Annotated in this window: 21 protein-coding genes; 7 read left to right on the plus strand and 14 right to left on the minus strand. The window is 70.0% G+C overall.

Annotated features, from left to right (window positions below; all coding sequences use genetic code 11):
- Positions 1 to 36 precede the first annotated feature (36 nt).
- From panD to AB1L88_RS19535, 3 genes are all read right to left on the minus strand, one after another.
- Positions 37 to 438: an aspartate 1-decarboxylase gene (panD, locus tag AB1L88_RS19525; protein ID WP_367098367.1), complete on the minus strand. Its 402-nt coding sequence runs from the start codon at positions 436 to 438 to the stop codon at positions 37 to 39.
- On the minus strand, positions 429 to 1337 hold the full coding sequence (gene panC / locus AB1L88_RS19530; protein WP_367098368.1) for a pantoate--beta-alanine ligase: 909 nt from the start codon (positions 1335 to 1337) through the stop codon (positions 429 to 431). Before panC ends, panD begins: the two co-directional genes overlap by 10 nt.
- A 77-nt stretch (positions 1338 to 1414) precedes the next feature.
- Positions 1415 to 1765 (minus strand): (2Fe-2S) ferredoxin domain-containing protein, encoded by a 351-nt coding sequence (locus AB1L88_RS19535; protein ID WP_367098369.1) that lies wholly within the window; start codon positions 1763 to 1765, stop codon positions 1415 to 1417.
- Between the two features lie 276 nt (positions 1766 to 2041).
- Between AB1L88_RS19535 and AB1L88_RS19540 the strand changes: the two genes are divergently transcribed.
- Positions 2042 to 4528, plus strand: a complete 2487-nt coding sequence (locus AB1L88_RS19540; RefSeq protein WP_367098370.1) for a PAS domain S-box protein — start codon at positions 2042 to 2044, stop codon at positions 4526 to 4528.
- 27 nt (positions 4529 to 4555) lie between these two features.
- On the opposite strand, the gene AB1L88_RS19545 is transcribed toward AB1L88_RS19540, so the two are convergent.
- The 11 genes from AB1L88_RS19545 to AB1L88_RS19595 form a co-directional block, all read right to left on the minus strand.
- Entirely contained in the window at positions 4556 to 5530 is a 975-nt protein-coding gene (locus AB1L88_RS19545) for a MoxR family ATPase (RefSeq protein ID WP_367098371.1), read from the minus strand.
- A 279-nt stretch (positions 5531 to 5809) separates the two neighbouring features.
- On the minus strand, positions 5810 to 6676 hold the full coding sequence (locus AB1L88_RS19550; RefSeq protein ID WP_367098372.1) for an FHA domain-containing protein: 867 nt from the start codon (positions 6674 to 6676) through the stop codon (positions 5810 to 5812).
- Between the two features lie 316 nt (positions 6677 to 6992).
- Positions 6993 to 7742 (minus strand): lipoate--protein ligase, encoded by a 750-nt coding sequence (locus AB1L88_RS19555; RefSeq protein WP_367098373.1) that lies wholly within the window; start codon positions 7740 to 7742, stop codon positions 6993 to 6995.
- A 167-nt stretch (positions 7743 to 7909) separates the two neighbouring features.
- On the minus strand, positions 7910 to 9442 hold the full coding sequence (gene gcvPB, locus AB1L88_RS19560) for an aminomethyl-transferring glycine dehydrogenase subunit GcvPB (RefSeq protein WP_367098374.1): 1533 nt from the start codon (positions 9440 to 9442) through the stop codon (positions 7910 to 7912).
- 105 nt (positions 9443 to 9547) lie between these two features.
- The gene (locus AB1L88_RS19565) at positions 9548 to 9829 is read right to left on the minus strand and encodes a hypothetical protein (protein ID WP_367098375.1); all 282 of its coding nucleotides are present in this window, start codon (positions 9827 to 9829) and stop codon (positions 9548 to 9550) included.
- Positions 9830 to 9833: 4 nt separating this feature from the next.
- A complete protein-coding gene (locus AB1L88_RS19570) occupies positions 9834 to 10394 on the minus strand; it encodes a Uma2 family endonuclease (RefSeq protein WP_367098376.1) in 561 nt (186 codons plus the stop codon).
- Between the two features lie 172 nt (positions 10395 to 10566).
- Positions 10567 to 11922: an aminomethyl-transferring glycine dehydrogenase subunit GcvPA gene (gcvPA, locus tag AB1L88_RS19575; protein WP_367098377.1), complete on the minus strand. Its 1356-nt coding sequence runs from the start codon at positions 11920 to 11922 to the stop codon at positions 10567 to 10569.
- A 191-nt stretch (positions 11923 to 12113) separates the two neighbouring features.
- Positions 12114 to 12830 carry a hypothetical protein gene (locus tag AB1L88_RS19580; protein ID WP_367098378.1) on the minus strand — a complete coding sequence of 239 codons (717 nt, stop codon included), beginning with the start codon at positions 12828 to 12830 and terminating at the stop codon, positions 12114 to 12116.
- A gap of 61 nt (positions 12831 to 12891) precedes the next feature.
- The gene (gcvH, locus tag AB1L88_RS19585; RefSeq protein WP_367098379.1) at positions 12892 to 13284 is read right to left on the minus strand and encodes a glycine cleavage system protein GcvH; all 393 of its coding nucleotides are present in this window, start codon (positions 13282 to 13284) and stop codon (positions 12892 to 12894) included.
- Between the two features lie 355 nt (positions 13285 to 13639).
- Complete coding sequence (gcvT, locus tag AB1L88_RS19590; RefSeq protein ID WP_367098380.1) at positions 13640 to 14749, minus strand: glycine cleavage system aminomethyltransferase GcvT; 1110 nt, start codon at positions 14747 to 14749, stop codon at positions 13640 to 13642.
- Between the two features lie 155 nt (positions 14750 to 14904).
- Complete coding sequence (locus tag AB1L88_RS19595) at positions 14905 to 15999, minus strand: mandelate racemase/muconate lactonizing enzyme family protein (protein ID WP_367098381.1); 1095 nt, start codon at positions 15997 to 15999, stop codon at positions 14905 to 14907.
- Positions 16000 to 16256: 257 nt separating this feature from the next.
- Between AB1L88_RS19595 and AB1L88_RS19600 the strand changes: the two genes are divergently transcribed.
- Genes AB1L88_RS19600 through AB1L88_RS19625 form a run of 6 tightly spaced genes read left to right on the plus strand, consistent with a single transcriptional unit; the run spans position 16257 to position 24639 of the window.
- Positions 16257 to 18491, plus strand: coding sequence for a PQQ-binding-like beta-propeller repeat protein (locus AB1L88_RS19600; RefSeq protein ID WP_367098382.1), 2235 nt, complete (start codon positions 16257 to 16259; stop codon positions 18489 to 18491).
- A gap of 1 nt (position 18492) precedes the next feature.
- Positions 18493 to 19383, plus strand: coding sequence for an SIMPL domain-containing protein (locus tag AB1L88_RS19605; RefSeq protein WP_367098383.1), 891 nt, complete (start codon positions 18493 to 18495; stop codon positions 19381 to 19383).
- Entirely contained in the window at positions 19380 to 20486 is a 1107-nt protein-coding gene (locus tag AB1L88_RS19610; RefSeq protein WP_367098384.1) for a prenyltransferase/squalene oxidase repeat-containing protein, read from the plus strand. The genes AB1L88_RS19605 and AB1L88_RS19610 overlap by 4 nt, the downstream gene beginning before the upstream one ends.
- A gap of 33 nt (positions 20487 to 20519) precedes the next feature.
- Positions 20520 to 21566: an AAA family ATPase gene (locus AB1L88_RS19615; protein WP_367098385.1), complete on the plus strand. Its 1047-nt coding sequence runs from the start codon at positions 20520 to 20522 to the stop codon at positions 21564 to 21566.
- Positions 21535 to 22461 carry a DUF58 domain-containing protein gene (locus tag AB1L88_RS19620; protein WP_367098386.1) on the plus strand — a complete coding sequence of 309 codons (927 nt, stop codon included), beginning with the start codon at positions 21535 to 21537 and terminating at the stop codon, positions 22459 to 22461. The genes AB1L88_RS19615 and AB1L88_RS19620 overlap by 32 nt, the downstream gene beginning before the upstream one ends.
- Before the next feature lie 3 nt (positions 22462 to 22464).
- Positions 22465 to 24639: a BatA domain-containing protein gene (locus tag AB1L88_RS19625; protein ID WP_367098387.1), complete on the plus strand. Its 2175-nt coding sequence runs from the start codon at positions 22465 to 22467 to the stop codon at positions 24637 to 24639.
- The last annotated feature ends 15 nt before the right edge of the window (positions 24640 to 24654 follow it).

Genomic DNA, 24654 nt, shown 5'->3' on the forward strand with positions numbered 1-24654 from the left:
CGGGGCGAGGCCCCGCCGCGGGCGACGATGACACGCTCAGGGGGCGACCGCGGCCCGGAGGCCGAGCGGGGTGTAGAGGGCGTCGAGCCGTTCGAGGATCCGATTCTCGCGGTCGAGGGCGACGACGCGGGGCTGATGCCCCTCGACCTCGTCGGTGTCGAGCAGGGCGAAGGCCATGACGATGACGCGGTCGCCGGGGGCGCCGAGGCGGGCCATCGAGCCGTTCAGCTCGACCTGCCGGGCACCCGGGGTGCCGGGGATGGCGTACGTCTCGGCCCGGTCGCCGGTGGCCATGTTGCTGACGAGGATCGACTCGTACGGCAGGATGCCGACGGCGTCCATCAGTTCGGGATCGAGGGTCAGGCTGCCGTGATAATGCAGGGCGCAACCGGTGACGGCGGCCTGGTGCAGCTTGCCCTTGAGCAGCTTCAATTGCATGAAGATTCCGACGTTAGGGTCGGCAAGAGGGTATTGTCGATGAGCCGGGTGTCGCCGAACCGGGCGGCGACCAGGGCGACGGCCGGCCGGCCGGCCGAGAGGTCGTCGATCGGGTCGAGCGTCTCGGCGTCGGCGACCTCGGCGTAGTCGAGTCGGGCCATCGGCTCCAATTCTATCGCCCGGGCAAGATCCTGTCGAACCCGATCGGCCGAGCGCTCGCCCGAGGCGACGGCCTCGGCGGCGGCCCGGAGGGCCCGGGAGAGGACCACGGCGGCCCGGCGCTGGTCGCTGGAGAGGTAGCGGTTGCGGCTGCTCATGGCCAGGCCGTCGCCTTCGCGGTGGGTCTCGACCGGGAGCAGGCGGACGGGCATGTTCAGGTCGGCCACCATGCGGGCGATGACGGCCAGTTGCTGGAAGTCCTTGCGCCCGAAGGCGGCCAGGTCGGGCTGGACGATGCCGAAGAGCTTGGCCACGACGGTCGTCACGCCGCGGAAGTGGGTCGGCCGGCTCTTGCCCTCGAGGACCGAGGAGAGGCCCGGAACCTCGACGAAGGTGGCGGATGGGCCGTTCGGGTACATCTCGTCCACGGTCGGCTCGAAGATCAGGTCGACGCCGCTCTCGGCGCAGCGGCGGTGGTCGTCATCGGGGGTCCGGGGGTAGCGCTGGTAGTCCTCGTTCGGGCCGAACTGGGTGGGGTTGACGAAGATCGAGGCGACGAGGAAGCCGCAATGGTGTCGGCAGGCGTCGATCAGGCGGACGTGGCCGTCGTGCAGGGCCCCCATGGTGGGGACGAAGCCGATCGACTTGCCCGAGGCCCGGGCCTCGGCCACCAGGCGGCGGCACTCGGCGACGGTGGCGACGACGGGAGGGAGCGAGGGAGAGGCAGGGTCGGTGCTCATGGCGTGGTCAGCTCATCCCGAAGCGATGGGGTCGGGTTGGGGGTCGGTGTCGAGGCCGGGGTCAATCAAACGAAACGTCAGGAGCGGTGGGGGCAGTCGGGGTTGTTGAGGCAGTCGTCGGCGATGACGAGGTCGTCGAGGACGCGGCCGTTGAGGAGGGTTTCGGAGACGATCCGGGGGACGTCCTCCTCGGTGACGGGGCCGTACCAGATGCCCTGGGGATAGATGACGACGACCGGGCCGTGCTCGCACTGGTCGAGGCATCCGGCGAAGTTGGCGCGGGCCGTCTGGGCGAGCCCGGCGCGCTTCAGGGCCTTCTTGAAGGCGGAGCGGAGGTCGCCGTCGCCGGTCGGGTCGCAACTGCCGCGACGATGGCCGGGGTCGCGGACGTTTCCGCAAATGAACAGGTGGTGCGAGTACGAGGGCATGGAAGGGGTTGGACCTCGGGACGTAAAAGGGGCGACGAGACGCCACGTGCGGGCGATCGAGGGGGGACTCGGGGGGAGGCGGACCGGACCTTCTTTGTGGGATCGACGCGAAAACGCCCCGCGAAGGAGCAATCGGCCGGCGGTATGGGTTTTTCATGGAGGATCGGCCGGAGCGACCCGTATACTTTCAATGGTGGTCCTTCGGGGCGGATCCGGTCAAGATCGCGCCGGGCGAAGCGATTGCAACCCCGGGGGGTTTGGAGGGAGGATCGAGCCGTGGAGTCTGCCAGGCAGACGGGGACCCCGGAGCCCCGGGACGGGGCCGGGCTGGTGACGGCGGAATCGGTCCTCTGGCCGTCTCGGGAGCAGGTGGAGGCGGCGCTGTCGCGGTGCATCGGGCCGTTCGCGCTGGCCCTGCTGGAGCGGTCGGCGCAGCCGTTCATCATCATCGAGCTGGCCGGGACCCTGTTGCGGGCGAACCGGGCCTTCTGCGACCTGCTCGGCTATGAGCCCGGGGAGCTGATCGGCCGGACGATCGTCGGCCTGACCTCGGAGCGCTGGCACGAGACGACGATCGAGGCCCGCAATCGGCTGCTGGCCGAGGGGCGTCCGCTCCGGTACGAGAAGGAATACCGGGCCCGCGACGGGCACCTGGTGCCGGTCGACCTGGTGGCCGACGTCCTCTACGACGAGGAGGACCGGCCGATGGCCTTCTACTCGTTCATCACCGACCTGAGCGATCAGAAGGAGGCAGAGCGGGCGCTGCGAGAGTCGGAGGCCCGGTTCCGGCACCTGTTCGACGAGGCCCCGTTCGGCTACCACGAGATCGACTGCGACGGCACGATCGTGGCCATCAACCGGGCCGAGTGCGAGATGCTCGGCTACGACTGCGAGGAGCTGGTGGGCCGTCCGATCTTCGAGCTGGTCGATCCGTCGCAGCGCGACGTGGCGCGGCAGTCGGTGGCCGAGAAGATCGCGGGGCGTCGGATGCTCGTGCCGTTCGAGCGGACCTATCGGCGGCGGGACGGCCGGTCGCTGATCGTGATGATCCGCGAGCGCCTGCGGGTCGACGCCGACGGCCGGGTGCAGGGCATCCGGACGACCGTGCAGGACATCACCGAGCAGAAGGAGATGGAGGCGGCCCTGGTCGCCTCTCGGCAGCGCACGCAGGTCCTGTTCGACGGGATCGAGGACGCGGTGTTCGTGCACGACACCGAGGGGAAGATCCTCGAGGCCAACCCGGCGGCCAGCCGGCTGCTCGGCTACAGCCGGGACGAGCTGCTGCGGCTGACGACCTTCGACATCGACGCCGAGGGGTTCGCCGAGGGCTTCTCGGAGCGGCTCAGGCAACAGCTCCGAGACGGCCACATGCGGTACGAAGGCCGTCACCGGGCCAAGAGCGGCCAGGAAATTCCGGTCGAGATCACCAGCTCGACGATCCAGCTCGGCGAGCAGACGGCGGTGCTGGTGGTGGTCCGGGACGTCACCGAGCGGAAGGCCCTGGAGGAGACGCGGCGGAAGTTCGCCGAGTCGCAGGCGACGAACGCCGAGATCCTCTCGCAGAAGAACCGGATGCTGCTCGAATCGGAGGCACGCTACCGGCAACTGACCGAGGCGACGCTCGACGCGGTGATCGTGACCGATTGCCGGGGGAGGATCAGCCTGTTCAACCCGGCCGCCGAGCGGACCTTCGGCTTCGAGGCCACGGAGGTGCTCGGGCGTCCGCTCTCGCTGGTCTTGCTGAACCCGGGAGAGCTGCCGATCGTCGGCGACTGCGGCGAGTGCGAGGAGTGCGCCGCCCCGGCCGAGCGCCTCGTGGGCCGGACCGTCGAGATGCAAGGGCGGCGCAAGGGGGGGCAGCTGTTCCCTCTGGAGCTGTCGCTCAATGCGTTCGGCCTGGGGGAGGAATTGCAGTACATCGGCTCGATCCGCGACCTGACCGAGCGGCAGCGGATGCGGGACATGCTGATCCAGAGCGAGAAGCTGGCCTCGATCGGCCTGCTGAGCGCGGGGGTGGCGCACGAGATCAACAACCCCCTGGCCTACGTCGCCAACAACCTGGCGGTGCTGGAGCGCGACCTGCGCGGGGTGTTCAGCCTGATCGAATCGTACGAGGGGGTCCGGCCGGGCATGGAGGCCGAGGCGGTCCGCCGGATCGAGGAGGTCGAGGCGGATCTGGACTGGGAGTACGTGCGGAAGAACACCGATCGGCTGATCACCCGGACCCGAGAGGGGGTGCAGCGGGTGGCCAGCATCGTCTCGAACCTGCGGAGCATGGCCCGGACCGCCCCGCCGGCCAAGGAGCTGGTGCCCTTGAGCGAGCTGGTGGCCTCGGCCCTGGAGATGGCGCACGGCCAGTTGCGCAAGGCGAAGATCACGGTCGAGGTGGACGCGCCGCCGGACCTGGCCCGCGTGCCGTGCGTGGCCAATCAGATCGCGCAGGTGATCCTCAACCTCCTGATCAACGCGGGCCAGTCGATCCAGGACCTCGGGCGAGCCGAGGGCGGTCGGATCTCGATTCGCCTGCACGACGAGGGGCAGACCCAGGTCATCGAGATCGCCGACGACGGCGGCGGGATCGCCCCCGAGCACCTCCCCCGGCTGTTCGACCCGTTCTTCACGACCAAGCCGGTGGGCGAGGGCACGGGCCTGGGCCTGGCGATCAGCCACAGCATCGTCACCGGCCACGGCGGGTCGATCGAGGTCGAGGAGACGCCAGGCGGGGGCGCGACGTTCCGCTTGCGGTTGCCTACCAGCGGTTGAACACGGTTTTCGCGTGCGACCGCTCGGTCAGGGGACCCGGATCGAGTCGAGGACGCGGCGGAGGATGGCGTCGGGGGAGAGGCCCTCGGCGTCGGCCTCGTAGGAGACGAGCAGGCGGTGGCGGAGGACGTCGGGGGCGACGGCCTTGACGTCGAAGGGAGTGACGTAGTCGCGCCCGGAGATGAGGGCGTGCCCCTGCGAGGCGCGGACCAGGGCGAGGGTGGCCCGGGGGCTGGCCCCCAGCTCGATGAGCGGGCCGAGGTCGAGGCCGTATTCGTGCGGGTCGCGGGTGGCCCGGATCAGGTCGACGATGTACGACTTCAGCGCCGGGGCGACCCGGATCGCCGCGGTGGCGGCGCGGAGGGCCCGGACCTCGACCGGGCCGAGCATGGGGGGATCGGGGTCGAGCGGGATCTGGGTGTCGGCCACGCCGGGCAGGTCGAGCATGGCCAGCTCGGCCTCGCGGTCGGGATAGCCGGCCACGAGCTTCATGAGGAAGCGGTCGAGCTGGGCCTCGGGCAGGGGGTAGGTCCCCTCCTGCTCGATCGGGTTCTGGGTGGCGAGGACGAAGAAGGGGTCGGGCAGGCGGATCGTCTCGTCGCCGATGGTGACCTGGCCCTCCTGCATGGCCTCGAGCAGGGCGCTCTGGACCTTGGCCGGGGCGCGATTGATCTCGTCGGCCAGGAGGACGCTGGTGACGATCGGGCCGTGCTTGATGTCGAAGCGGCCGGTCTGGGGGTGGTAGACCTGGGTGCCGGTCAGGTCGGCCGGGAGCAGGTCGGGGGTGAACTGGATGCGCCGGAAGGGCAGGTCGAGCGCATGGGCGAGCGCACGGACGGCCCGGGTCTTGGCCAGGCCGGGGACCCCCTCGATCAGGACATGGCCGCCGGCCAGCAGGGCGATGACCATGCGATCGAGCAAGGGACGCTGCCCCACGACCCGCGCCTCCAGGCGATCGAACAGGGGGGCGAGGTTCGGCGGCAACGCGGGATCGAGGGTCACGGGCAGGGCGCTCGCTCGGGGGATGGGCCGGTCGGTGGGTGGCAAGGACACCTGGGTTGGGCTTGCCCCCCGAGAGGGGCCGAGCCGAGGTCCGGGGCGGCGGCGAGGCGGCCTTGCCGGCAGGGCGGACACGGACGCCCCCGCCACCGGGTGAGCACCGCCTGGGCGATCGCCGAGCGGCGGTGGCTCATCCGTCGTGCGGCGCGATCCCGGACCCGGCGAGGGGACGCCGGGCGGCCGGCGACGAGGCCGCCCGGCGGGGACGGATGGCCCGACCGATCAGCGGGAGGCGCGTCGGCGTTCCATCATCTTGCGGAGGATGTCCTCGGCGGCGCGGCTGGAATCGATTTCTTCCTTCTTCTTGGCGGAGGCGGGCTGTTCCTCCTCCTCTTTCTTGGCGGAGAAGAAGGGGTTGGACTCGTCGACGAATTCCTCGGCCTCGGGCGGGGCGTCGGGGTCGTATTCGTCGTCGAGCTTGTCGTAGATGAGGTCGTCTTCCCCGGCCGAGGCGGCTTGACGCTCGGCCTCGGCCTCGGCCTCGGGCTCGGGCTCGGCGGCGGCTTCGGGCTCGACCTCGGGGGCGGCCGCGGCTTCGGGCTCGGCCGGGGCGGCGGGGACCTGGTGGTCGGACTTGCTGGCCTCCTGGAAGGAGGAGAAGGTCATGGTGTCGCCCGTGTAGACGCCGGAGGGGCGTTCGGGGGGGGCGGCACTGTCCTTGTCGGTCACGAGCCAGGAGTCGATGTCGTCGTTGCTCAGCTCGTCGAGCGAGGCGGCCTTGGCCATCGCGCGGTCGGACTTGTCGGGCGCGGCGGTGGGGGCGGCTGAGGCGGCGGCGACGGCACCCTGGATGGAGACGGCAAAGGTCAAGGGGCCGACCTGCACGAGATCCTTGTTCTTGAGGATCTGCTCGCTGTTGGGCTCGAGCCGCTGGGTGTTCAGGTAGGTGCCGTTGCGACTGCCCAGGTCGCGCAGGACGACACCCTGCTCGGTTTGCTCGATTTCGGCGTGGTTGCGGCTGACCTGTTCATTGTTCGGGCGCAGGTGGCAGCCCTCTCCCCGTCCGATCCGGAACAGGGGAGTCGCCAGGGGAATGACCTTCCCCTCGGGCTTGCCTTGAACGACGATCAGCGAGACTTTCGCGCTCATACGAAGACGCCCCCAAGCGTGCGCGTCGGCCGTCCCGGACGGTCCCAGGAAATGGAAGCAGACGGAAGTAATAGCGGCGAGAGCGGAGCGTGGGACATGAATCGAAACACCGCTCGGTGGGTCCAACCGGCCCCCACCCGACGTGGCTCCGTCCGGAAGACCTTTCCAGGAGGAATTGTAACCTGTCCTGCCGCAAGGCAAGGTTTGCAGGCCGGTTCAGGTCCACGGGTGTGAGAACAGATCACGTCCATTATCGACGTCGAGCTTACCAGTCCGTGAGCCCTTTGCAAGGGTTCCACGCGGGAATCGCGGGCAATCACCGGCGATCGGTCCAACCGGCCGAGCGGTAGATCGCCGCGGCGATCGCCTCGGCCTCGGCCCGCTCAGCATGCATGAACACATGAGGCTCGGACTCAAGCCCTACCGCTTTCAATAGCACATCCCGGACCGAACCGGCCCAGGCGTCCGGGGCCTCGACGGCCGCCCCGGGGGCGAGGTCGGCCAGGCCGGGCAACTCGGGGGTGCGACCGGAGGTTTCGAGCAGGAGGGAGCCGTGCTGCAGCAAGGCCCCCGACCGGCGGCGCTGGGCGCTGCCCAGGACCTTGGAACCGCCCACGACGAGGTCCTCGGCGTCGCGGTCGAGGAAGCAGAGCAAGGGGCGATCGCGGCCAACGCGGGCCTCGGATTCCCCCCGACGCCGGGCATGGATGCCCCGCTCGGCCAGCACGCCAACAATGGCCTGATGGACCGCGCGATAGAGGTCCTTCGAGCGGCGTGTCAGGGGGTGATCGGCCGGCAGGACCAGGGCATAGGTCAGCTCACGATCGTGCCAGATGGCCCCGCCGCCGGTCGCCCGACGCACCCGGGCGGCGTCTTGCCATCGGGGGTCGGCGTCGGCCTCGGCCCGATGCTGGAAGTAGCCGAGGCTCAGGGTCGGCACCGACCATTCGTACGTGCGGAGCATGGCCGTGCCCGGGTCGGCGAGCACCGAGTCCAGCATCCAGTGATCGACGGCCATGTTCCACGGCCCGTCCCCTGCCTCGTGGGGCAGGACGCGGCATTGCATCGGGCGAGACTCCTTGGGGGCGGTAGGCAGGAGGCAGGGGGCAGGAAGAAGGATGCAGGCGAACGTCGAGAGGAAGGGTGAAAGGCCGAAGGCCCAGCCACCCCGGCGGCGACGAGCGAGGAGATCACCCCGGGGGTGGCGGTTCGTGACTTCTGTGTCCGAGTGATTTAGTAGGAGGGGGAGACGAGCGTCCCTCGGTCGGCGGCGGGGACGGGGGGAACCGAAGTCGAGGGAGGGCTGGGCGTGTCGGAAGACCAGCGGAGGATCGGGCGCTTGGCGGCGGCGACCTCGTCGGGGCGGCTGACGGGGGTGGTGACGGGGGCGGCGTGGAGCAGGTCGGGGGCCTCCTCGGCGATGGAAAGCAGGGCCCGGGCGAAGGCGTCGAGGGTTTCTTTGCTCTCGGTCTCGGTCGGCTCGATCATCAGGGCCTCGGAGACGATCAGGGGGAAGTAGACCGTCGGGGCGTGGAAGCCGTAGTCGATCAGGCGCTTGCCGATGTCCATGGCGCGGACGCCGCGGTCGCGGGCCATCGAGCGGGCCGAGGCGACGAACTCGTGCATGCAGCGCTCGCCCATCGGCACGGGGTAGGCGTGCTTGACCTTCGCGAGCAGGTAATTGGCGTTCAGGACCGCGTGCTGGGCGACCGCCTTCAGCCCCTCGGGACCTTGCGAACGGATGTAGCAGTAAGCTCGGACCAGGACGCCGACGTTGCCGAAGAAGGAGCGGACGCGGCCGATCGCCTTCGGGCGGTCGTGGTCGAGGAAGTAGGTGCCGTCGTCGCGTCGGGCGACGGTCGGGGCGGGGAGATAGGGGGCGAGGTGGTCTCGGACGGCGATCGGCCCGGCGCCGGGGCCGCCGCCGCCGTGGGGGCCGGAGAAGGTCTTGTGCGGGTTGTAGTGCATGAGGTCGACCCCCATGTCTCCCGGCCGGACCACGCCGAGGATGGCGTTCATGTTGGCCCCGTCGAGGTAGAGCAAGGCCCCGCGCTCGTGGAGCAATTCGGCGATCCGGGTGATCTGGTCGTCGAACAGGCCGACGGTGTTCGGGTTGGTGATCATGAACACGCCGACCTCGTCGGTGAGCTTCGCCTTGAAGTCGTCGAGGTCGACGAGCCCGCGCGGGTCGCTCTTGACCGTCACCGCCTTGAACCCGGCCAGTTGGGCCGAGGCGGGGTTGGTGCCGTGGGCACTGTCGGGGACGAGGACGGTCGTGCGGCGCTCGCCGCGGTCGCGGAAGGCGGCGGCGGCGACCATCAAGGCGGTCAACTCGCCCTGCGCCCCGGCGGCCGGCTGGAGGCTGACGGCGGGCAGGCCGGCAATCTCGCCGAGGTCGTGCTGCAGCTCGAACAGGAGCTGCAGCATGCCTTGAATCGTGGATTCATCCTGGTACGGGTGCAGGCCGGCCATGCCGGAGAGGGAGGCGAGCCGCTCGTTCCGCTTCGGGTTGTACTTCATCGTACACGACCCGAGGGGGTAGAAGTTGGCGTCGATCGCCATGTTGAACTTCGAGAGGTTCGTGTAGTGGCGGACGACGTCCAGCTCGCCCAGTTCGGGCAGGGGAGGAGGGGCATCGGCGCGGTGCTCGGCGGGGATCAGGTCGTCGATCGGCCGGTCGGGCACGTCCGAGGGGGGGACGATCCGCACGCGACGGCCGGGGCGAGACGATTCGAACAGGAGCGGGGGCAGGTCGGTTTTCAACATGGGTCGTCGCCAATCCGAGGAAAAAAGGAAATGCGTGCAGGGCGGTTGATGCCGGTGTTCCGCTGGTCGAGGTCAGGCCAAGAGCCGAAGGAGCTTGCCAAGGCGTCAGGCCCGCGACCGCGAGGCGCGATCGAGCAGGCCGAAGGAGGTCCAGAGCAGGCCGACGAGCACGGCCACGAGCAAGAGGACAAGCGTCAATTGATCGGTCACGGCCTGGCTGATCCGGAAGATCGCCGCGACGGCCGGGGACGGCTCGATCCCCTTCGCGTCGTACTGGGTCCTGGCCCAGGGGACGACCGAGGCGAGCAGCACGAGCAAGGCCCCGGCCATCGCGGCGATGATGACGACCGCTCGCCGGTGGCGCCGGGCCGCGTCGCGTTTGCGCATGGGATCAGGCTCCTCCGTCGAACAGGTCGGCCAGGCGGACGCGGAAGCCGGGCAAGACGTCGCCGCCGTCGAGATCCTCGGCCGCGGTGATCGCCCGGGGGGCGAGGCCGGGGCGATGCTCGACGACCTCGCGGCGGTCGGGGTACACCCACCAGACCATCCGCGCCCCAACGTCAAGCCATTCGGTCAGCTTCGACGCGATCCGGCCGGGGCGGTCGCTCGGGGAGACGATCTCGACCACCAGATCGGGGGCGAGGGGAAGATGGCCTTCAGGGTCTCCAAGGGGTTCGAGGCGGGCTCGGGAGACGAAGGCGACATCGGCGCCGCGGACCGTGTCGGGATCGCGCTGAAGGAGGAATCCGGTCTCAGCGGTGTAGGTTTCGCCGAGGCGGTGGTCCTCGACAAAATTGCCGACGCGCCGGAGGATCTTCGAGCCGATCCGGCCGTGACGACCGCCGGGTAAGGGCATGGCGATCAGGCCTCCGCGGTCCAGCTCGACCCGCACCGACGGGTCGTCGAACCGGAGCAGCTCGTCGCTCGTCATCGGGCGGGTGCGGGTCGACATGGGATTCGGCTCCGAACGAGGGGGAGGGCCGTGACGGATCGGACGCTGCGCCCCTGGGGACGGTGGCAAGGGGGCGGGGCGGGCCGGGTCGTGTCGCTCGCAAGCGAGGCCGATCGGTGGGGGCGACACGCCCCCGGCCACCCCGAATCGCACGAATCACGATGCCCGGAACTCAGACGGCGGCCAGCGCCTCGCGGTAGGCGTCGGCGAGGGCGTCGATCTCGGATCGGGTCCGCTTCTCGGTGACGGCGACGAGGATGGCGTCGGCCAGCTCGGGATACCAGCGGCCGAGCGCGATGCCGCCGTGAAAGCCGAGGCGGCCGACCTCGGCCAGGACCCGATTCGGGTCTTTCCCCTCGCATCGGACGACGAATTCCTTGAAGAAGGGGCCGTCGAAAGGGAGGGAGAGGCCGGGGATCTCGGCCAGGCGATCGGCGGCGTAGTGGGCCTTGCGGGCCGATTGCTCGGCGGCGTCTCGGAGACCGGTCGGCCCCATCACGGCCAGGTAGATGCTGGCGCGAAGGGCCATCAATCCTTGATTGGTGCAGATATTCGAGGTCGCTTTTTCGCGGCGGATGTGCTGCTCGCGGGTCTGCAGGGTGAGGACGAAGCAGCGGCGGCCGTCGCGGTCGAGCGTCTGGCCGACGAGGCGGCCGGGGATCTTGCGGAGGTACGACTCGCGGCAGGCGAGCATCCCCAGGTACGGCCCGCCGTAGACGAGGGCATTGCCGAGCGGCTGTCCTTCGGCCGTGACGATGTCGGCGCCATAGGCCCCGGGCTGCTTGAGCAGGCCGAGGCCGATCGGGTCGACGCTGACGATGACCGTCGCGCCCCGTTCCTTGGCGGCGGCGACGAGCGGCTCGATGTCCTCGAGCTGGCCGAAGAAATTCGGCTGCTGGAGGATGACGGCGGCGGTGTCGTCGGTGATCGCGGCGATCAGGTCGTCGAGCGAGGTCCGGCCGTTGCGGGCCGGGACGGTGACGAGTTCCGGGTCGAGGTTTTCGAGGTAGGTCCGGGTGACGGCGCGGTATTCGGGGTGGACCGCCGCGCTGGCCACGACCCGGCCGTGCCGGTTGCCCGAGGCCAGGGCCATCAGCACCCCTTCGGCCACGGCCGAGCCGCCGTCGTAGAGGCTGGCGTTCGAGACATCCAGCCCGGTGAGCTGGGCGACGAGGGTCTGATACTCGAAGATCGCCTGCAGGGTGCCCTGGCTGGCCTCGGCCTGATAGGGGGTGTAAGCGGTGTAGAATTCACCCCGGCTGGCGAGCATGTCGACCACGGCGGGGATGAAGTGGTCGTACGCGCCGCCGCCGAGGAAGCAGGGTCGATCGTCGATGCTCGCGTTCTTCGCGGCCAGCCCGCCGACGTGCCGGGTCAGCTCGATCTCGGTCTGGGCCGGCGGCACGTCGAGCGGCCGATCGAGGCGGACATCCGGCGGGACCATCTCGAACAACTGGTCGAGCGACTCCAGGCCGATCGTCTCAAGCATCTCCCGCGTCTGTTCGTCCGTGTTCAGGATGTAGGCCATTGCCTGCCATGGGGTTCGGAGGATCGGGCGGCGCGAGGACCGACGCGCGATCGCCCGGCCCACGGGGTGATTGTAGGCGCCTATTCTACGGGACGGGCATGCGGGCGACGAGGCGACTTCCGGGACACTCCCCCTGGGAGATGGGGACACGGCTCGAACGACCGGGGCGGCGAAGCCGAGGATTCCCCCGCTCAGGTCGCGTAGTGCTCGGCATACGCCCGTTCCTCGTCGGTCAGCGGGCGTTCGTCGTCGGAGATCGCATACCAGATCTCGTTCTCGATCCAGAAGCGGTAGAGGAATTCTTCGAACGACGTGCTGCAAAGCCAGGGGCCCTCGTCCCAGGGCGAGTCGGCGTCAGCGGGTTCGTCGTGGTGAAGCGTCTCCGGAGGGTCGGCCTCCGGGGCCGGCTCGGAGAAATCGCCGTAGATGTCGGCGGAGGCGAGGACCACCGGCCCCGAGTCCGGATCGAGGTAGAGGTACCAGAGCAGGCATTCCTGCGAGTCGGAAAGGAAGTGGACGAGCGCCGCCCTGGGGTCCCACGGGGGGCGCAACAGTCGATCGGGGAGTTCGAAGTAGCAGTCGGTGCACGATCGGATCCGGCCGACGAGCTCCGGGTCCGCCATGAAGGTCAGGAACGGCCCGGGGATCGTCAGGCCCTTCGCCTCGGCCTCGCCGGCGAGCGCGGCCAATCGGGTCGAGGCGTCCTCCGCCCACCGGGCCGCCGGGGGGTCATGGATCGGCTGGCCCTTGAGCCACGCGAAGTCGCCTCGGAAGTGCTCGGACGGCACGGGGGGCAGCGACTCGTACGCGAAGAACGAGTAGGTCGCCAGTTCGGGATGGTCGCGGTAGCCCGGCAGCTCGATCGACGGCCAGGCCCTGGGGAAGGGCACTCCTCGGGGCGTCGTCATCTTCGGATGCGTCCTGAGTTCGAGGAAGGTCGATCCCGAGGAATGCGCCCACGGTCGCCGATCAGTGCTCCTCGGCGACCTTCTTCTGGTAGGCGTCGTGGTCGAGGAGCTTGGCGAGCTCGGCGTCGGGATTGGAGGGGCGGAGCTTGAGGATCCAGCCGGAGCCGAGGGGGTCCTGGGCGATCTGGTTCACGTCGTCGGCGACCGAGCCGTTGACCTCGATGACCTCGCCGGAGAGGGGGGCGTAGAGGTCGTTGACGGACTTGACGCTCTCGACCTCGCCGAAGGAGTCGCCGGCGGCGAGGGTGGCGCCGGGGGTGGCCTTGGAGAGGTCGATCATGATGAGGTCGGTGAGCTGCTCGACGGCGAAGGTCGAGAGGCCGACGGTCGCCACGTCGCCGTCGATCGAGACCCATTCGTGAGTCGGGGCGTACTTGAGCGTCTTCGGGTCCATGATCGTCGGGACTCCTTTTTTTTTTCGTGATGGGAGGCGGACGGCGGTCGGGTTGAGTCGAGCCGGGGGAAATTGAGGGAAATCGTCAGGATCTCGTCGGGACGAGACCGGTGGAGGTCAGCGAGGAGGTCGCGGCCCCCTCGCCCGGCCCTGGCGGGCATCCTCTCCCCCGATGCTGGGGAAAGGGCCGGAGTGTGGGGGCCCCGGCGGGCTCGCAAGGCCTGGAGAGTCGGCCAGGCTCCCCCTCACCCGGCCTGGCGGCCACCCTCTCCCCCGGCGGGGGCGAGGGTTGGAGTTTGCCTCGCTTTCACCCAAGGAGGGGGAGAGGGGAGGCTCCCTGGACGCAAGACCTCCGTCAGGATCGGGGGCGGTGGTAGAAGGGCAGTTGAACGACCTCGGCCGGCTCGCGATTGCCGCGGATCTCGACCGCAAGCGCGGTGCCGATCGGAGGGGCCTCGGGGGTGACGATCGCCATGGCGAGGCTCTGCTGCAAGGTCGGGGCGAACGTCCCGGAGGTGACGGTGCCGATCAGGGTGTCGCCCTGCAGGACCCCGCAGCCCTGGCGGGCGATCCGGCGGCCGGGGAGCTTCAGTCCGATCCGGGCGGAGCCGGGGTCGCCCTTGAGGCGGGCGAGGGCGTCTCGGCCGACGAAGTCTCCCTTGTCGAGCTTCACGAACGGGGCGAGGCCGGCGGCGAAGGGATTGACCGACTCGCTCAGCTCGTGGCCGTAGAGGGGCATGGCGGCCTCGAAGCGGAGGGTGTCCCGGGCGCCGAGGCCGCAGGGGCGGATGCCGCGATTGAGGCCGCGTTCGAGCAGTTCGAGCCAGACGGCCTCGGCCACGTCGCGGTGGACGATCAGCTCGAAGCCGTCCTCGCCGGTGTAGCCGGTCCGGCTGACCGAGGCGCCGGTGCCGAGCACCTGGCCGGGGGTGTGGCTGTAGTACGCCTGGTCCGAGAGGCGGGGGCCCTCGAACACCTCCTGGAGGGTCGGCAGGGCGGCCGGGCCCTGGATGGCGATCATGGCGGTGTCGAGGGTCGAGTCGGCCATGGTCGCATCGAACGAGCCGCGGTGCTGCTCGAACTGCTCGACCACGCGGAGGCGGTTCGAGGCGTTGCAGACGAGGCCGTAGGCGTCCCCTTCGGTCAGGTGGTAGACGAGGACGTCGTCGAGGATCCCCCCCTCGTCGTCGCAGACGAGGCTGTACTGGATGCGGCCGGGGGCGAGGCGGGCCGCGTCGTTGGTCGTCACGCGCTGGAGCCAGGCCAGGGCGTCGGGGCCGTCGAAGCGGAGGCGGCCCATGTGGCTGATGTCGAACAGGCCGACGTGCCGGCGCACGGCCTGGTGCTCCTCGGCGATGCTGGAGTACTGGACCGGCATCGCCCAGCCGCCGAACTCGACCAGCCGGCCGCCATGGGCCTTGTGCCAGTCGTACAGGGGGGTCTTCAATAGTTCGACGGTGGACATCGGGGGCAGAACCTCAACCAAAAAACGGGGATCAGCGCGCGGACGGATCGCGGCCGATGAGCAACCGCGTTTCAACACGGCCGGGTCCGGTTTGGGGCGATTCTAGCGAAGCCGGCCGCCCGGCGACAACCGCGCGTCGGCCAGGCCCGGGCCGGTCAGGACGAGGAGGCGTCGATCTGGTACTTCCGGACCTTCTCCGGATCGACCTCGATGCCGAGGCCCGGCGCCTCGGGGACCTTCATCCGGCCCGACTCGATGGCGAACGGGTGGGTGATGACGTCGTCGATCAGCCCGTAATAGGTGCAATCGTTCGCCATCGGGAAGTTCGGCGTGCTGGCGGCCAGGTGGAGCATGGCGGCGGTCTTCGGCCCGAGGTCGTGCGAGCAGTGGACGACGCAAGGCACCCCGGCCGACGCGGCCACCTCGGCCACGAGCTTCGTGGCCCAGATGCCGCCGCACTGATAGGTGTCGGGCAGGAGCACGTCGGCCGCCTGTTTGTCGAGGATCGTACGCACGCGGGCCAGGGTCGTGACCGACTCGTTCAGGGCCAAGGGGGTCGAGGTCAGCCCCCGGATGCGGGCCGAGTCGTCGATCAGGTCCTCGGGCATCGGCTGCTCGAAGTACTGGAGGCGGTACGGTTCGAGGTCCTTCGCGAGCTGCTCGCAGACCTCGGGGGAGTAGCCGGTATTGGGGTCGATCCGCAGCTCCAGGCGGTCGCCGACGGCGTCTCGGATGCCGCGGACCATCGCCAGGTCTTCCTCGGGGTCGCGTCCGGCCTTGGTCTTGAGGGTCGAGAAGCCCATCTCGACGTAGAGCTTCGCGATCTCGCCGGCGCGCTCGTACGACTGGATCCCCATGCAGGCGGCCAGCTCGACCTCGCGGCGGTACGGGCCGCCGAGCAGGCGGAACAGGGGCAAGGCGTAGATCTTCCCGGTCAGGTCCCAGAGGGCCATCTCGACGGCGCTCTGGATATAGATGTGGTCGAACTGGAGATCCTCGTACACCGCCATGAGGTTCGTGGGGTCCATCCCCAGCAGCATCGGGCGCAGCCCCTCGGCCTCCCGCCCGGTGAGCGGGGTGCCGAGGTAGACCTGGGGGGTTTCTCCCCAGCCTTCGAGCCCGGTGTCGGTCTCCAGGCGGATCAGGATGGAGAAGGTGGACGACGCCCCCCGGTACCGGCTGTGATAGGGGGCGATCGGCGGCTTCTGCGGCACCTCGACGGAGAACGAATCGACTCGGGCGATTTTCATCGGGCGAATTCCCTCGAAGGGCCTGGCGATCGACGTTCGGGGGCCGGCTCGGATCGGCTCGGGGCGATCATACGAGGTGGGGTCGATCGGGTCGAGCGGTGAGCCGCCTCGTCGATTTCGGACGCGGGCGAGGGCGATCCCCCCCGACCATGCGTGCAAGGAAATCCGAAAGAATTCACTTGCTCCCCCCGGGGCGACCTCGATACAACAGGCATGTCTTGAGCCTTCATGAGTGTGTGTCCATCTGGGGAAGCCTCGTGATTCGACGACTCCGGCTCCGTTGGCCTCGGACGGTCGATCGCTTCCGAATCGGGATGACGGCCCGACGCCCCGCCCGGGCCTTGGCTTTGGCAATGGCAGGGGTGCTCACCTCGGGGCTTGGGTTCGGCCCGGAGCGGGCAATCGGCCAGGTCATGCCCATGCCCGTCCCCGTGATGGACGTGGCGGTTGCGCGGTCCTCGAACGAGGAGCCGGGGCGGCCGATCCAGCTCCCGCCGGCCTCGACCGAGGTGAAGGAGGCGTTCGAGGACTTCGAGCGGTTCGCCCGCCGGTCGGCCTGGGAGCGGGCCTTCAAGGCGATCGACGGCATCCCCGACGACCAGAACGCGCGGTTCGTCGATCGCGACGACGGGTTCATCACCCGGGTCTCGGAACGCAGGCGAGGCGTGCTGGCGGGCCTCCCCCCCGAGGGGCGCGAGGCCTACCGCCTGTTCGCCGACGCCGAGGCCCGGCAATTGCTCGACCGGGCCGCCGGCGAGGCGGAGCAGGAGACCCTCGAACGGCTCTTCGCCGCGTACTTCCTCACCTCGAGCGGGGACGATGCCGCCGACCGGCTGGGCGACCTCCGCTTCGAGCAAGGGCGGTTCGACCAGGCGGCCGAGTGCTGGCTGGCCATCCTCCGCGAGTACCCTGATTCGGACCTGCCGCCGGCCCAGGTCGCCGTGAAGGCGGCCTTGGCCCTGCACCGGGCCGGCCGGGCCTCGGAGGTGGACGAGCTGCGACAGGAGATCCGGGGGCGGTACGCCGGCGAGGAGGTCGTCATCGGCGGATCGAGCGTCGATCCCATCGCCTTCCTCGATCGGGCCACCTCGGAGGCGGGGGGGGGAGCCTCGGAACGCCCGCCCTCCACCGCAGCCGATCAGGCCGCCCCGGTGCTGGGGGAGGCGGCAGAGGCGGCCTGGCAGATCCGGTTCGGCGACTCGGTCGTCGCCGGGATGTCGGAGCAGGAAGAGCAGCAGTGGCAGGCCAACCCGTTCAGCCGCGTCGTCCCGGGCACGGCGACGGACGAGACCCGGCTGTTCGTGAATTACCTCGGTTATGTCTTCGCGGTCGATTTGACGACCGGCAAGCTGCTCTGGCGGACGGCGCCGTTCCACGACCTGAACACGGCCCTCTCGCAGAATCAGAGCCGGATGCTCGACCCGACGCGCTACCTGGTGGCCGTGGCGGGGGATCGGTTGCTCTGCCTGGAACGGGATCTGCGCGACCAGAGCTACAATGCGCCGTTCCGCCTGGTTTGCCGCCGAGCGGACTCGGGAGAGGTGGCCTGGCAAGCGTCCGATCAGCCGGAGATGAGCGGGCTCGAACCGATCGGCCCCCCCCTGCCCGCCGGCGATTGGGTGTTCGTCGTCGCCAGGTCGGCGATGAACCAGCAGCCGCAGCAGGGGCCGGGGCTCTTCGTGCTGGCGATCGAGGCGGCGAGCGGCGCGATCCTCTGGAAGACCGAGGTCGGCACGCTCCGGCAGGACCAGCAGCGGATGTATTACGGCATGCCGTTCCAGGAGGCCCAGCCGCAGCTCGTGCGCCGCGGGGGGGCGGTCTTCCTCGACTCGCACGCGGGCGTCGTCGCGCGGCTCGACGCCGAGACCGGGGAGCTGGCCTGGGGCTATGCGTATGAGACCGAGCCGGTCTCGGGATCGGGCGGCCGGGTCTTCGTGTCTTCGAATCGCGTGCCCGACCCGGAAACCGTCGCAGGCCGCCCGGTCGAAGTGGGCGGGGCCCTCGTGGTCAAGGGGGCGAAGTCGGCCCGGATCGTGGCCATCGACCCGGACCGGATGACCCTGCGCTGGGATCGACCGATGGCCAAGTCGGCCCGATTACTCGGGGCGGTGGGCAACCTGATCATCCTCGGCGGGCCGGAGGTCGATGCGCTCGACGCGGATTCTCAGGATCTCCGGTGGTCGGTCCGCCTGCCCGGTGGTAGCTACGACGGCCGGCCGATCCTCCGGGACGACGGCATCTGGCACCTGACCCCCCGGGGGATCTTCGAGCTGGACCCGCAGACCGGCCGCGTGCGGCGCATCGTCCGGGGAGCGGACACCGGGGCGATCGGCGGCGACCTCCTGCTGACCGACCGCTGGCTGATCGCGGTCTCGAACCGGACGATCACGGCCTACGAGCGTCGCCCCGGGCGGGGAGATCTCGACTCGAACCGCGACGACGACAACGCAAACGACGACTCGCGGACCACGACCGACGAAGGAGAGCAGTGAGATGCGGACAACGCGATCGGCCGTGACGGCCGGGATCCTCCTCGTCCTCGGCGCGGGGATGCCGGCGACTCGCGACGCCCTCGGCCAGGTGGTGACGACGCCGAGCACCCAGGCGGCCGAGAACATCGAGGGGATCACCGTCTCGGGCAAGGCGACCACCTACGCCCGGCCCGACCTGATGGAGATCGACCTGCAGGTCTCCTCGGCCTCGGAGCTGACCGCCGACGCGATCGTCAAATACCGGGACGCCAAGGCGAGGATCGAGGAGGCGTTCGAGAACCTGAAGCTCGACCAGGTCGCCATCGAGGAGCGCGGGTTGCTCGTCGACCAGAAGGGGCCGACGCCGAACCAGTACGGCGGGATCGACCCCCGGGCGACCCTGAGCGCCAAGCCCGAGGTGCAGCTCTCCCGGAAGCTCGTCGTCCGCTGCTCCGGGATCGAAGGACGCGACGAGGAGGAACTGTTGCAGCTCGTCGCCCGCTTGCTCGACGTGGCGCAGGATGCCGGAGGGACGGTCGGCCCCCCGCCGGGCGTGAACCCGTATCAATATAGCGGCCGGGGGATCGACCTGAATCTCGTCCGGTTCATCGTCGAGGACTTCGGCGCGGTCGAGGACCAGGCGTACGAGGCCGCCGTGGCCGACGCCCGGAGCCGGGCCGATCGCCTCGCCCGCCTGAGCGGGGCGGAGCTGGGTCCGATCGTCGCCATCCAGGAGGTTTCCAGGCCGGGCGACCCCGTCGCCAACGTCCCCCGCGTGGTGATGCCGAACGAGGAACCGCCGCAGGCCGGGCGGCTGGAATCGACCCGCTTACAGGAGATCCCCGTGCGGGTCGAGGTGCTCGTCCGGTTCCAGCTCCGACCGACCCCGGACGAGGGGGCCGGCACCCCATGAACCAGCGACCGCGGCATGGGCACCGCCTCCCCGTTCAACACGCCCCGGATCGCCGGGCCTTCCTCGGCCGGTGCCTGGCGGGCCTGGCCGCGGCCGGCCTGGCACGACCGCAGGCCCACGGCCAGGACCGCGGCCAGGTCCTGCCCGAGCACCTGACGCCCGAGATCCTGCGCGCCATCGAACGGGGCACCGATTACCTGGCCAACACCCAGGCCGACGACGGCTCGTGGATCATCGGCGGCGGCCAGGCGTACCCGGTGGCCATGACCGGCCTGGCGGGGACGGCCTTCCTGGCGCACGGCGACTCGCCGACGCGGGGCCCGTACGCCAAGCACGTGCAAGGGGCGGTCGAGTTCCTCGTGCGCTGCTCCACCCCCTCGGGCCTCCTGACCGGGCCGAGCCAGGACAACGGCCAGCCGATGCACGGGCACGGCTTCGCGTTGATGTTCCTGGCGTCGGTTTATGGGATGATTACCAAGGAATCGCTCCGCCGCGAGGTCCGCGAGGCGATCCGCAAGGCGGTGATCCTGACCGCCCGGGGGCAGAGCATCCACGGCGGCTGGACCTACGTCCCCGGCACCGGCGACGAGGGCTCCGTGACCGTCACCCAGGTCCAGGCCCTCCGGGCGGCGCACAACGCCGGGTTCCTCGTGCCTCCGGCGGTGATCGAGGAGGCGGGCAACTACCTGGAGAAGTGCCGGACGCCGGAGGGGGGCATCGCCTACTCGCTCGGCTCGGGGGGCGGCCCCCGCCTGCCGATCTCGGCCGCGGCGGTGGCCACCCTGTACAACTCGGGCCAGTTCGACAGCCCGATCGCCACCGATTGCCTGAAATATGTTTGGGACGCGTTCCAGGCCACCGACGCCTGGCATAAAGGAGGAGGGCACACCTATTACGCCCACCTCTACGCCGCCCAGGCGTTCTACATGGCCGGCGACGAGTACTGGGACGAGTATTTCCCCGAGACGCGCGACCACCTGATGGGCCTCCAGGCCGAAGACGGCTCGTGGAACGGCGACGGCATCGGCGAGGTCTACGGCACCTCGATCGCCGCCATCATCCTGCAACTCCCGTTCAAGTATCTTCCTGTCTTCCAGCGTTGAACGGATCGGATTTCCGACGAAAGGGACGGCCTCGTGAGCACCTCGACCGAAGACCTCGACCTCGCCGGCCTGGAGGAGCTGCAAACCGCCCACCGGCAGATCCGGGAGCAGATGTCCCGGCAGATCGTCGGGCAGGATGAGGTCGTCGATCAACTGTTGATCGCCGTCTTCGCCCGGGGGCATTGCATCCTCGAAGGCGTGCCCGGCCTGGCGAAGACCCTGATGGTGCAGAGCCTGGCGCAATCGCTCTCGCTCGACTTCAACCGCATCCAGTTCACCCCCGACCTGATGCCGTCGGACATCACCGGCACCGAGGTCCTGTACGAGGACCGCAACAGCGGGGCCCGCGAACTCCGCTTCGTCCCCGGCCCGATCTTCGCCAACCTGATCCTCGCCGACGAGATCAACCGCACCCCCCCCAAGACCCAGGCCGCGCTGCTCGAAGCGATGCAGGAACGCCAGGTCACGGCCGGGGGGCACCGCCACGGCCTGCCCGACCCGTTCTTCGTGCTGGCCACGCAGAACCCGATCGAGCAGGAAGGGACCTACCCCCTGCCCGAGGCCCAGCTCGACCGCTTCCTGTTCAAGATCTTCATCGAGTATCCCACCCCCGACGAGGAGCGCAGGATCTACCGCGTGACCACCGGGGCCGACCGGCAGGAGATCGTGCCGATCATCGCCGGCGAGCGGATCGCCGCCCTGCAGAAGCTCGTGCGGCGGGTGCCGGTGTCGGACCTCTGCATCGATTACGCCATGGATCTGGTTCGGGCGACCCGGGGCCCCGAGCACGGCGGGCCGTCGTACATCGGCGACTGGGTCGCCTGGGGGGCCGGCCCTCGGGCCGGCCAGGCCCTGATCCTGGCGGCCAAGGCCCGCGCCGCCCTGGCGGGCCGGCCGAGCGTGGCCGCCGAGGACATCAAGGAGGTCGCCCGGCCGGTCCTCCGCCACCGCGTCGTCATCAACTACAACGCCCAGGCGGCCGGCGAGTCGAGCGACTCGATCATCCGGCGCCTCCTGGACGACATCCCGATCCGCAAGGGGGCCGCCGATGACGCCGTCGCGGACGTATTCCGATCCTGACGCGATCGCCCGGATCGCCGACCTGACGCTCCGCTCCCGTCGCCTGGCCGAGGGGGCGATCAGCGGCCAGCACCGCAGCCCGTTCCTCGGCTTCAACATCGAGTTCGCCTCGTACCGCGAATACTCGCCCGGCGAGGACCTGCGGCGGCTCGACTGGCGCGTGTTCGCGCGATCGGATCGGCACTACATCAAGCAATACGAGCAGGAGAGCAACGTCCGCGTGACCTTCGTCGTCGATGCCAGCGCCTCGATGGCGTACAAGGGGACCCGCGCGGCCCTCTCGAAGTTCGACTACGCCGCCACCCTGGTCGTCTCGCTCGCCCTGCTGCTGGTCAGGCAGCAAGACCCGGTCGGCCTGGTCCTGTTCGACGAGGAGGCGACCGAGGCCCTGCCGCCGAACGCCACCCAGGCGCAGATCGTCGCGATGACGGCCCAGCTCGAGCGCTGCGCCCCGGGCCGGACGACCGACCTCGGCGGCCTGCTCCGGTCGCTCGCCGGGCAGCTCAAACGGCGGAGCGTCGTGGTGGTGGTCTCCGACATGTTCACCGATCCCGAGCCGCTCTACGACAGCCTCAACCGCCTGCGGTTCCAGGGGCACGAGGCGCTCATCCTCCAGATCCTCGACCGCGACGAGCTGGAACTCCCATTCGACGGGCCGACGATCTTCAAAGACATCGAGGGGGATGAAGAACTGTTCGCCGAGCCCTGGGCCTTCCGCCGCGAGTACCGCAAGGCGATGGAGGAGTTCCTGGAGAACGTCCGCCGCGAGTGCGGCCAGCGGGGCTACGACCACGTGCGGTTCGTGACCGACGAGCCGCTGGCCGACGCCCTGAGCGTCTTCCTCCACTCGCGGCTCGACGCCGATCGAGCGGCCCGACAAGGCGGGCGGGCCTGACCCATGATGACCTTCCTCACCCCCCTGCTCCTCTGGGGAACCCTGCTGGGCGCCGTGCCGCTCATCATCCACCTGCTGAACCGCCGACGGTTCCGCCGCGTGGAATGGGCGCCGATGCGCCTGCTCAAGCTGACGGTCCGACGCAACCGCCGCCGGCTCCAGGTCGAACAGTGGTTGCTCTTGCTCCTGCGCATCGCCTTGCCGATCCTCCTCTTCCTCATGCTCGCCCGGCCGATCCTCGACCCGACGGGGCTGGAGGGTTGGGCCGGCCCGGGAAGCCGGACGAGCCGGATCGTGCTGGTCGATGATTCGCTGAGCATGGGATATACCGGCGACGGCCCGCCGGCCTTCCACCAGGCCCGGGAACTGGCCGCGGCGCTGCTCGCCCAGGCGAACCCGCAGGACCGCTGCTCGCTGGTGACGACCTCGATGCCCTCGGCACCCGTCCTGCTCGAAGTCGAGGGCAGCCGCCAGGACGAGCTGGCGGGCGCGGCCCTGGGGCTCTCCCCGACCGAGACGCACGCCGCCTGGCCTTCGGTGTTCGAGGCCCTCGATGGGGTCCTGGAATCGTGCGCCTTCCCGACGCGGCAACTGACGATCGTCACCGACCTCCGACGCTCCGGCTGGGACGACGGGGTCGGGCCGATCGCCCGGCAATGGCAGGAACGCGGGCTGAGCGTCCGGATCGTGGACGTGGGGGACGACGGCGATCGCGCGGGGAACCTCGCGGTGGAGGCCCTGGAACCGCTCGACCGCACGATCCTCGCCGACGCCGAGAGCCGCTGGGAGGCGACGATCCGGAACGACTCGCCCCGAGCCATCACGGGAGGATCGGCCATCCTCCACGTCGATGACGCCCCGACCGACCTCCCCCTGCCGGAGATCGCCCCCGGGTCGGTCGCCCGCGTGCCGATCACGGTGCGATTCGCCGGCCCCGGCCCGCACGACCTGTCCCTCGAATTGCCCGAGGACCCCCTGCCCGGCGACAACCGCCGCTGGGCCGCGGTGGAGGTGAAGGAATCGCTCCGGATCCGCCTGGTCGACGGCGAACCCTCGTCGGAGCCCTTCGGCGGCGAGGTCGGATACCTGGCCGCTCCCCTCTCGATCGGGGTGGGCGAGGCAGACGCCTGGCAGGTCGAGGTGGTCCTGGAGGAGGATTTCCTCTCGAACCGGCTGGCGGATCCCGATGTGCTCATTCTCGCGAACGTCGCCGCCCCCACCCCCGAGCAGGCGGACCGGCTGATTCGGCTGGTCCGCGACGGCATGGGCCTGCTGATCTTCGCCGGCGCCCGCATGGACGTGGGGGCGTATCACGACCTGCTCGATCGCGATGGAGTCCGCCTCTTGCCGGCCCGCATGCAGGCGATGGTCGATCAGGAGATCCGGGGGATCGTCATCGAGCCGGTCCGGCCGTCTCCGCTCGAGCCCCTGCTGGGGCTCCGGGCCTCGGCCCTGGAGCGGGTCGCGGTCCGTCAGGTCATGACGGTCGAGGAGGTGGCCGGCGACGGCGAGGGTGACGTCCGCGTGCTCGCCCGCTGGAACGACCCCGCGCGATCGCCCGCGGTCATCGAGCGGGTCGTCGGCGAGGGGCGAGTCCTGCTCTGGACGACCACGGCCGACCGCGACGGCAACGACTGGCCGGTCGAGCCGAGCTTCGTGCTGGCCATCCGCGAGGCCGTGCGGGGCACGGCGCGGGCCACCCCGCTGGCGAACATCGTGACGGCGGGCGAGCCGATCCGGAAGGTGGTCGAGACCAACCAGGAGCCGACCGACATCCGCCTCTTCCCGCCCAACGACGCCGAGCCGAGGGCGTTGTCGGCCGTCCCGCGGAACGCATCCACGGAGGATGATCCCGGCACGTCGCTGGTCATCAATGTCCCCGACACCCGCCGCGCGGGCCTCTACCGGATCACCTGGGACGAGGGGCCGATCGGCGTGCAGGACGACCTCTCGGCCGCGAACCCCGACCCACGCGAGAGCGAGCTGGGCCGGATCGGCCGCGACGAGCTGACGGAACTGCTCCGGCCCCTGACGGTCGAGGTGGCCTCGGCCCGCAGCGGGACCGATGCCCTCTCGACCCCGACCGGCCGGGAGCTCTGGCGAGCCCTCGCCTGGGGGTTGCTGGCCCTGATGATCGCCGAGCCGATGCTCACGGCCTGGATCGGCCGCTCACGTTGAAATTCGTTTTGGTCT

The sequence above is a fragment of the Tautonia sp. JC769 genome (assembly GCF_040717455.1).
In the GTDB taxonomy this organism is placed as follows: Bacteria; Planctomycetota; Planctomycetia; order Isosphaerales; family Isosphaeraceae; genus Tautonia.

Coding starts and splice junctions, on each gene's coding strand:
- gcvT (WP_367098380.1), bottom strand. CDS start 14,749: ATGTCCACCGTCGAACTATTGAAGACCCCCCTGTACGACTGGCACAAG.
- gcvH (WP_367098379.1), bottom strand. CDS start 13,284: ATGGACCCGAAGACGCTCAAGTACGCCCCGACTCACGAATGGGTCTCG.
- AB1L88_RS19625 (WP_367098387.1), top strand. CDS start 22,465: ATGATGACCTTCCTCACCCCCCTGCTCCTCTGGGGAACCCTGCTGGGC.
- AB1L88_RS19550 (WP_367098372.1), bottom strand. CDS start 6,676: ATGAGCGCGAAAGTCTCGCTGATCGTCGTTCAAGGCAAGCCCGAGGGG.
- AB1L88_RS19565 (WP_367098375.1), bottom strand. CDS start 9,829: ATGCGCAAACGCGACGCGGCCCGGCGCCACCGGCGAGCGGTCGTCATC.
- AB1L88_RS19610 (WP_367098384.1), top strand. CDS start 19,380: ATGAACCAGCGACCGCGGCATGGGCACCGCCTCCCCGTTCAACACGCC.
- AB1L88_RS19570 (WP_367098376.1), bottom strand. CDS start 10,394: ATGTCGACCCGCACCCGCCCGATGACGAGCGACGAGCTGCTCCGGTTC.
- panD (WP_367098367.1), bottom strand. CDS start 438: ATGCAATTGAAGCTGCTCAAGGGCAAGCTGCACCAGGCCGCCGTCACC.
- gcvPA (WP_367098377.1), bottom strand. CDS start 11,922: ATGGCCTACATCCTGAACACGGACGAACAGACGCGGGAGATGCTTGAG.
- AB1L88_RS19605 (WP_367098383.1), top strand. CDS start 18,493: ATGCGGACAACGCGATCGGCCGTGACGGCCGGGATCCTCCTCGTCCTC.
- panC (WP_367098368.1), bottom strand. CDS start 1,337: ATGAGCACCGACCCTGCCTCTCCCTCGCTCCCTCCCGTCGTCGCCACC.
- AB1L88_RS19620 (WP_367098386.1), top strand. CDS start 21,535: ATGACGCCGTCGCGGACGTATTCCGATCCTGACGCGATCGCCCGGATC.
- AB1L88_RS19555 (WP_367098373.1), bottom strand. CDS start 7,742: ATGCAATGCCGCGTCCTGCCCCACGAGGCAGGGGACGGGCCGTGGAAC.
- AB1L88_RS19580 (WP_367098378.1), bottom strand. CDS start 12,830: ATGACGACGCCCCGAGGAGTGCCCTTCCCCAGGGCCTGGCCGTCGATC.
- AB1L88_RS19535 (WP_367098369.1), bottom strand. CDS start 1,765: ATGCCCTCGTACTCGCACCACCTGTTCATTTGCGGAAACGTCCGCGAC.
- AB1L88_RS19595 (WP_367098381.1), bottom strand. CDS start 15,999: ATGAAAATCGCCCGAGTCGATTCGTTCTCCGTCGAGGTGCCGCAGAAG.
- gcvPB (WP_367098374.1), bottom strand. CDS start 9,442: ATGTTGAAAACCGACCTGCCCCCGCTCCTGTTCGAATCGTCTCGCCCC.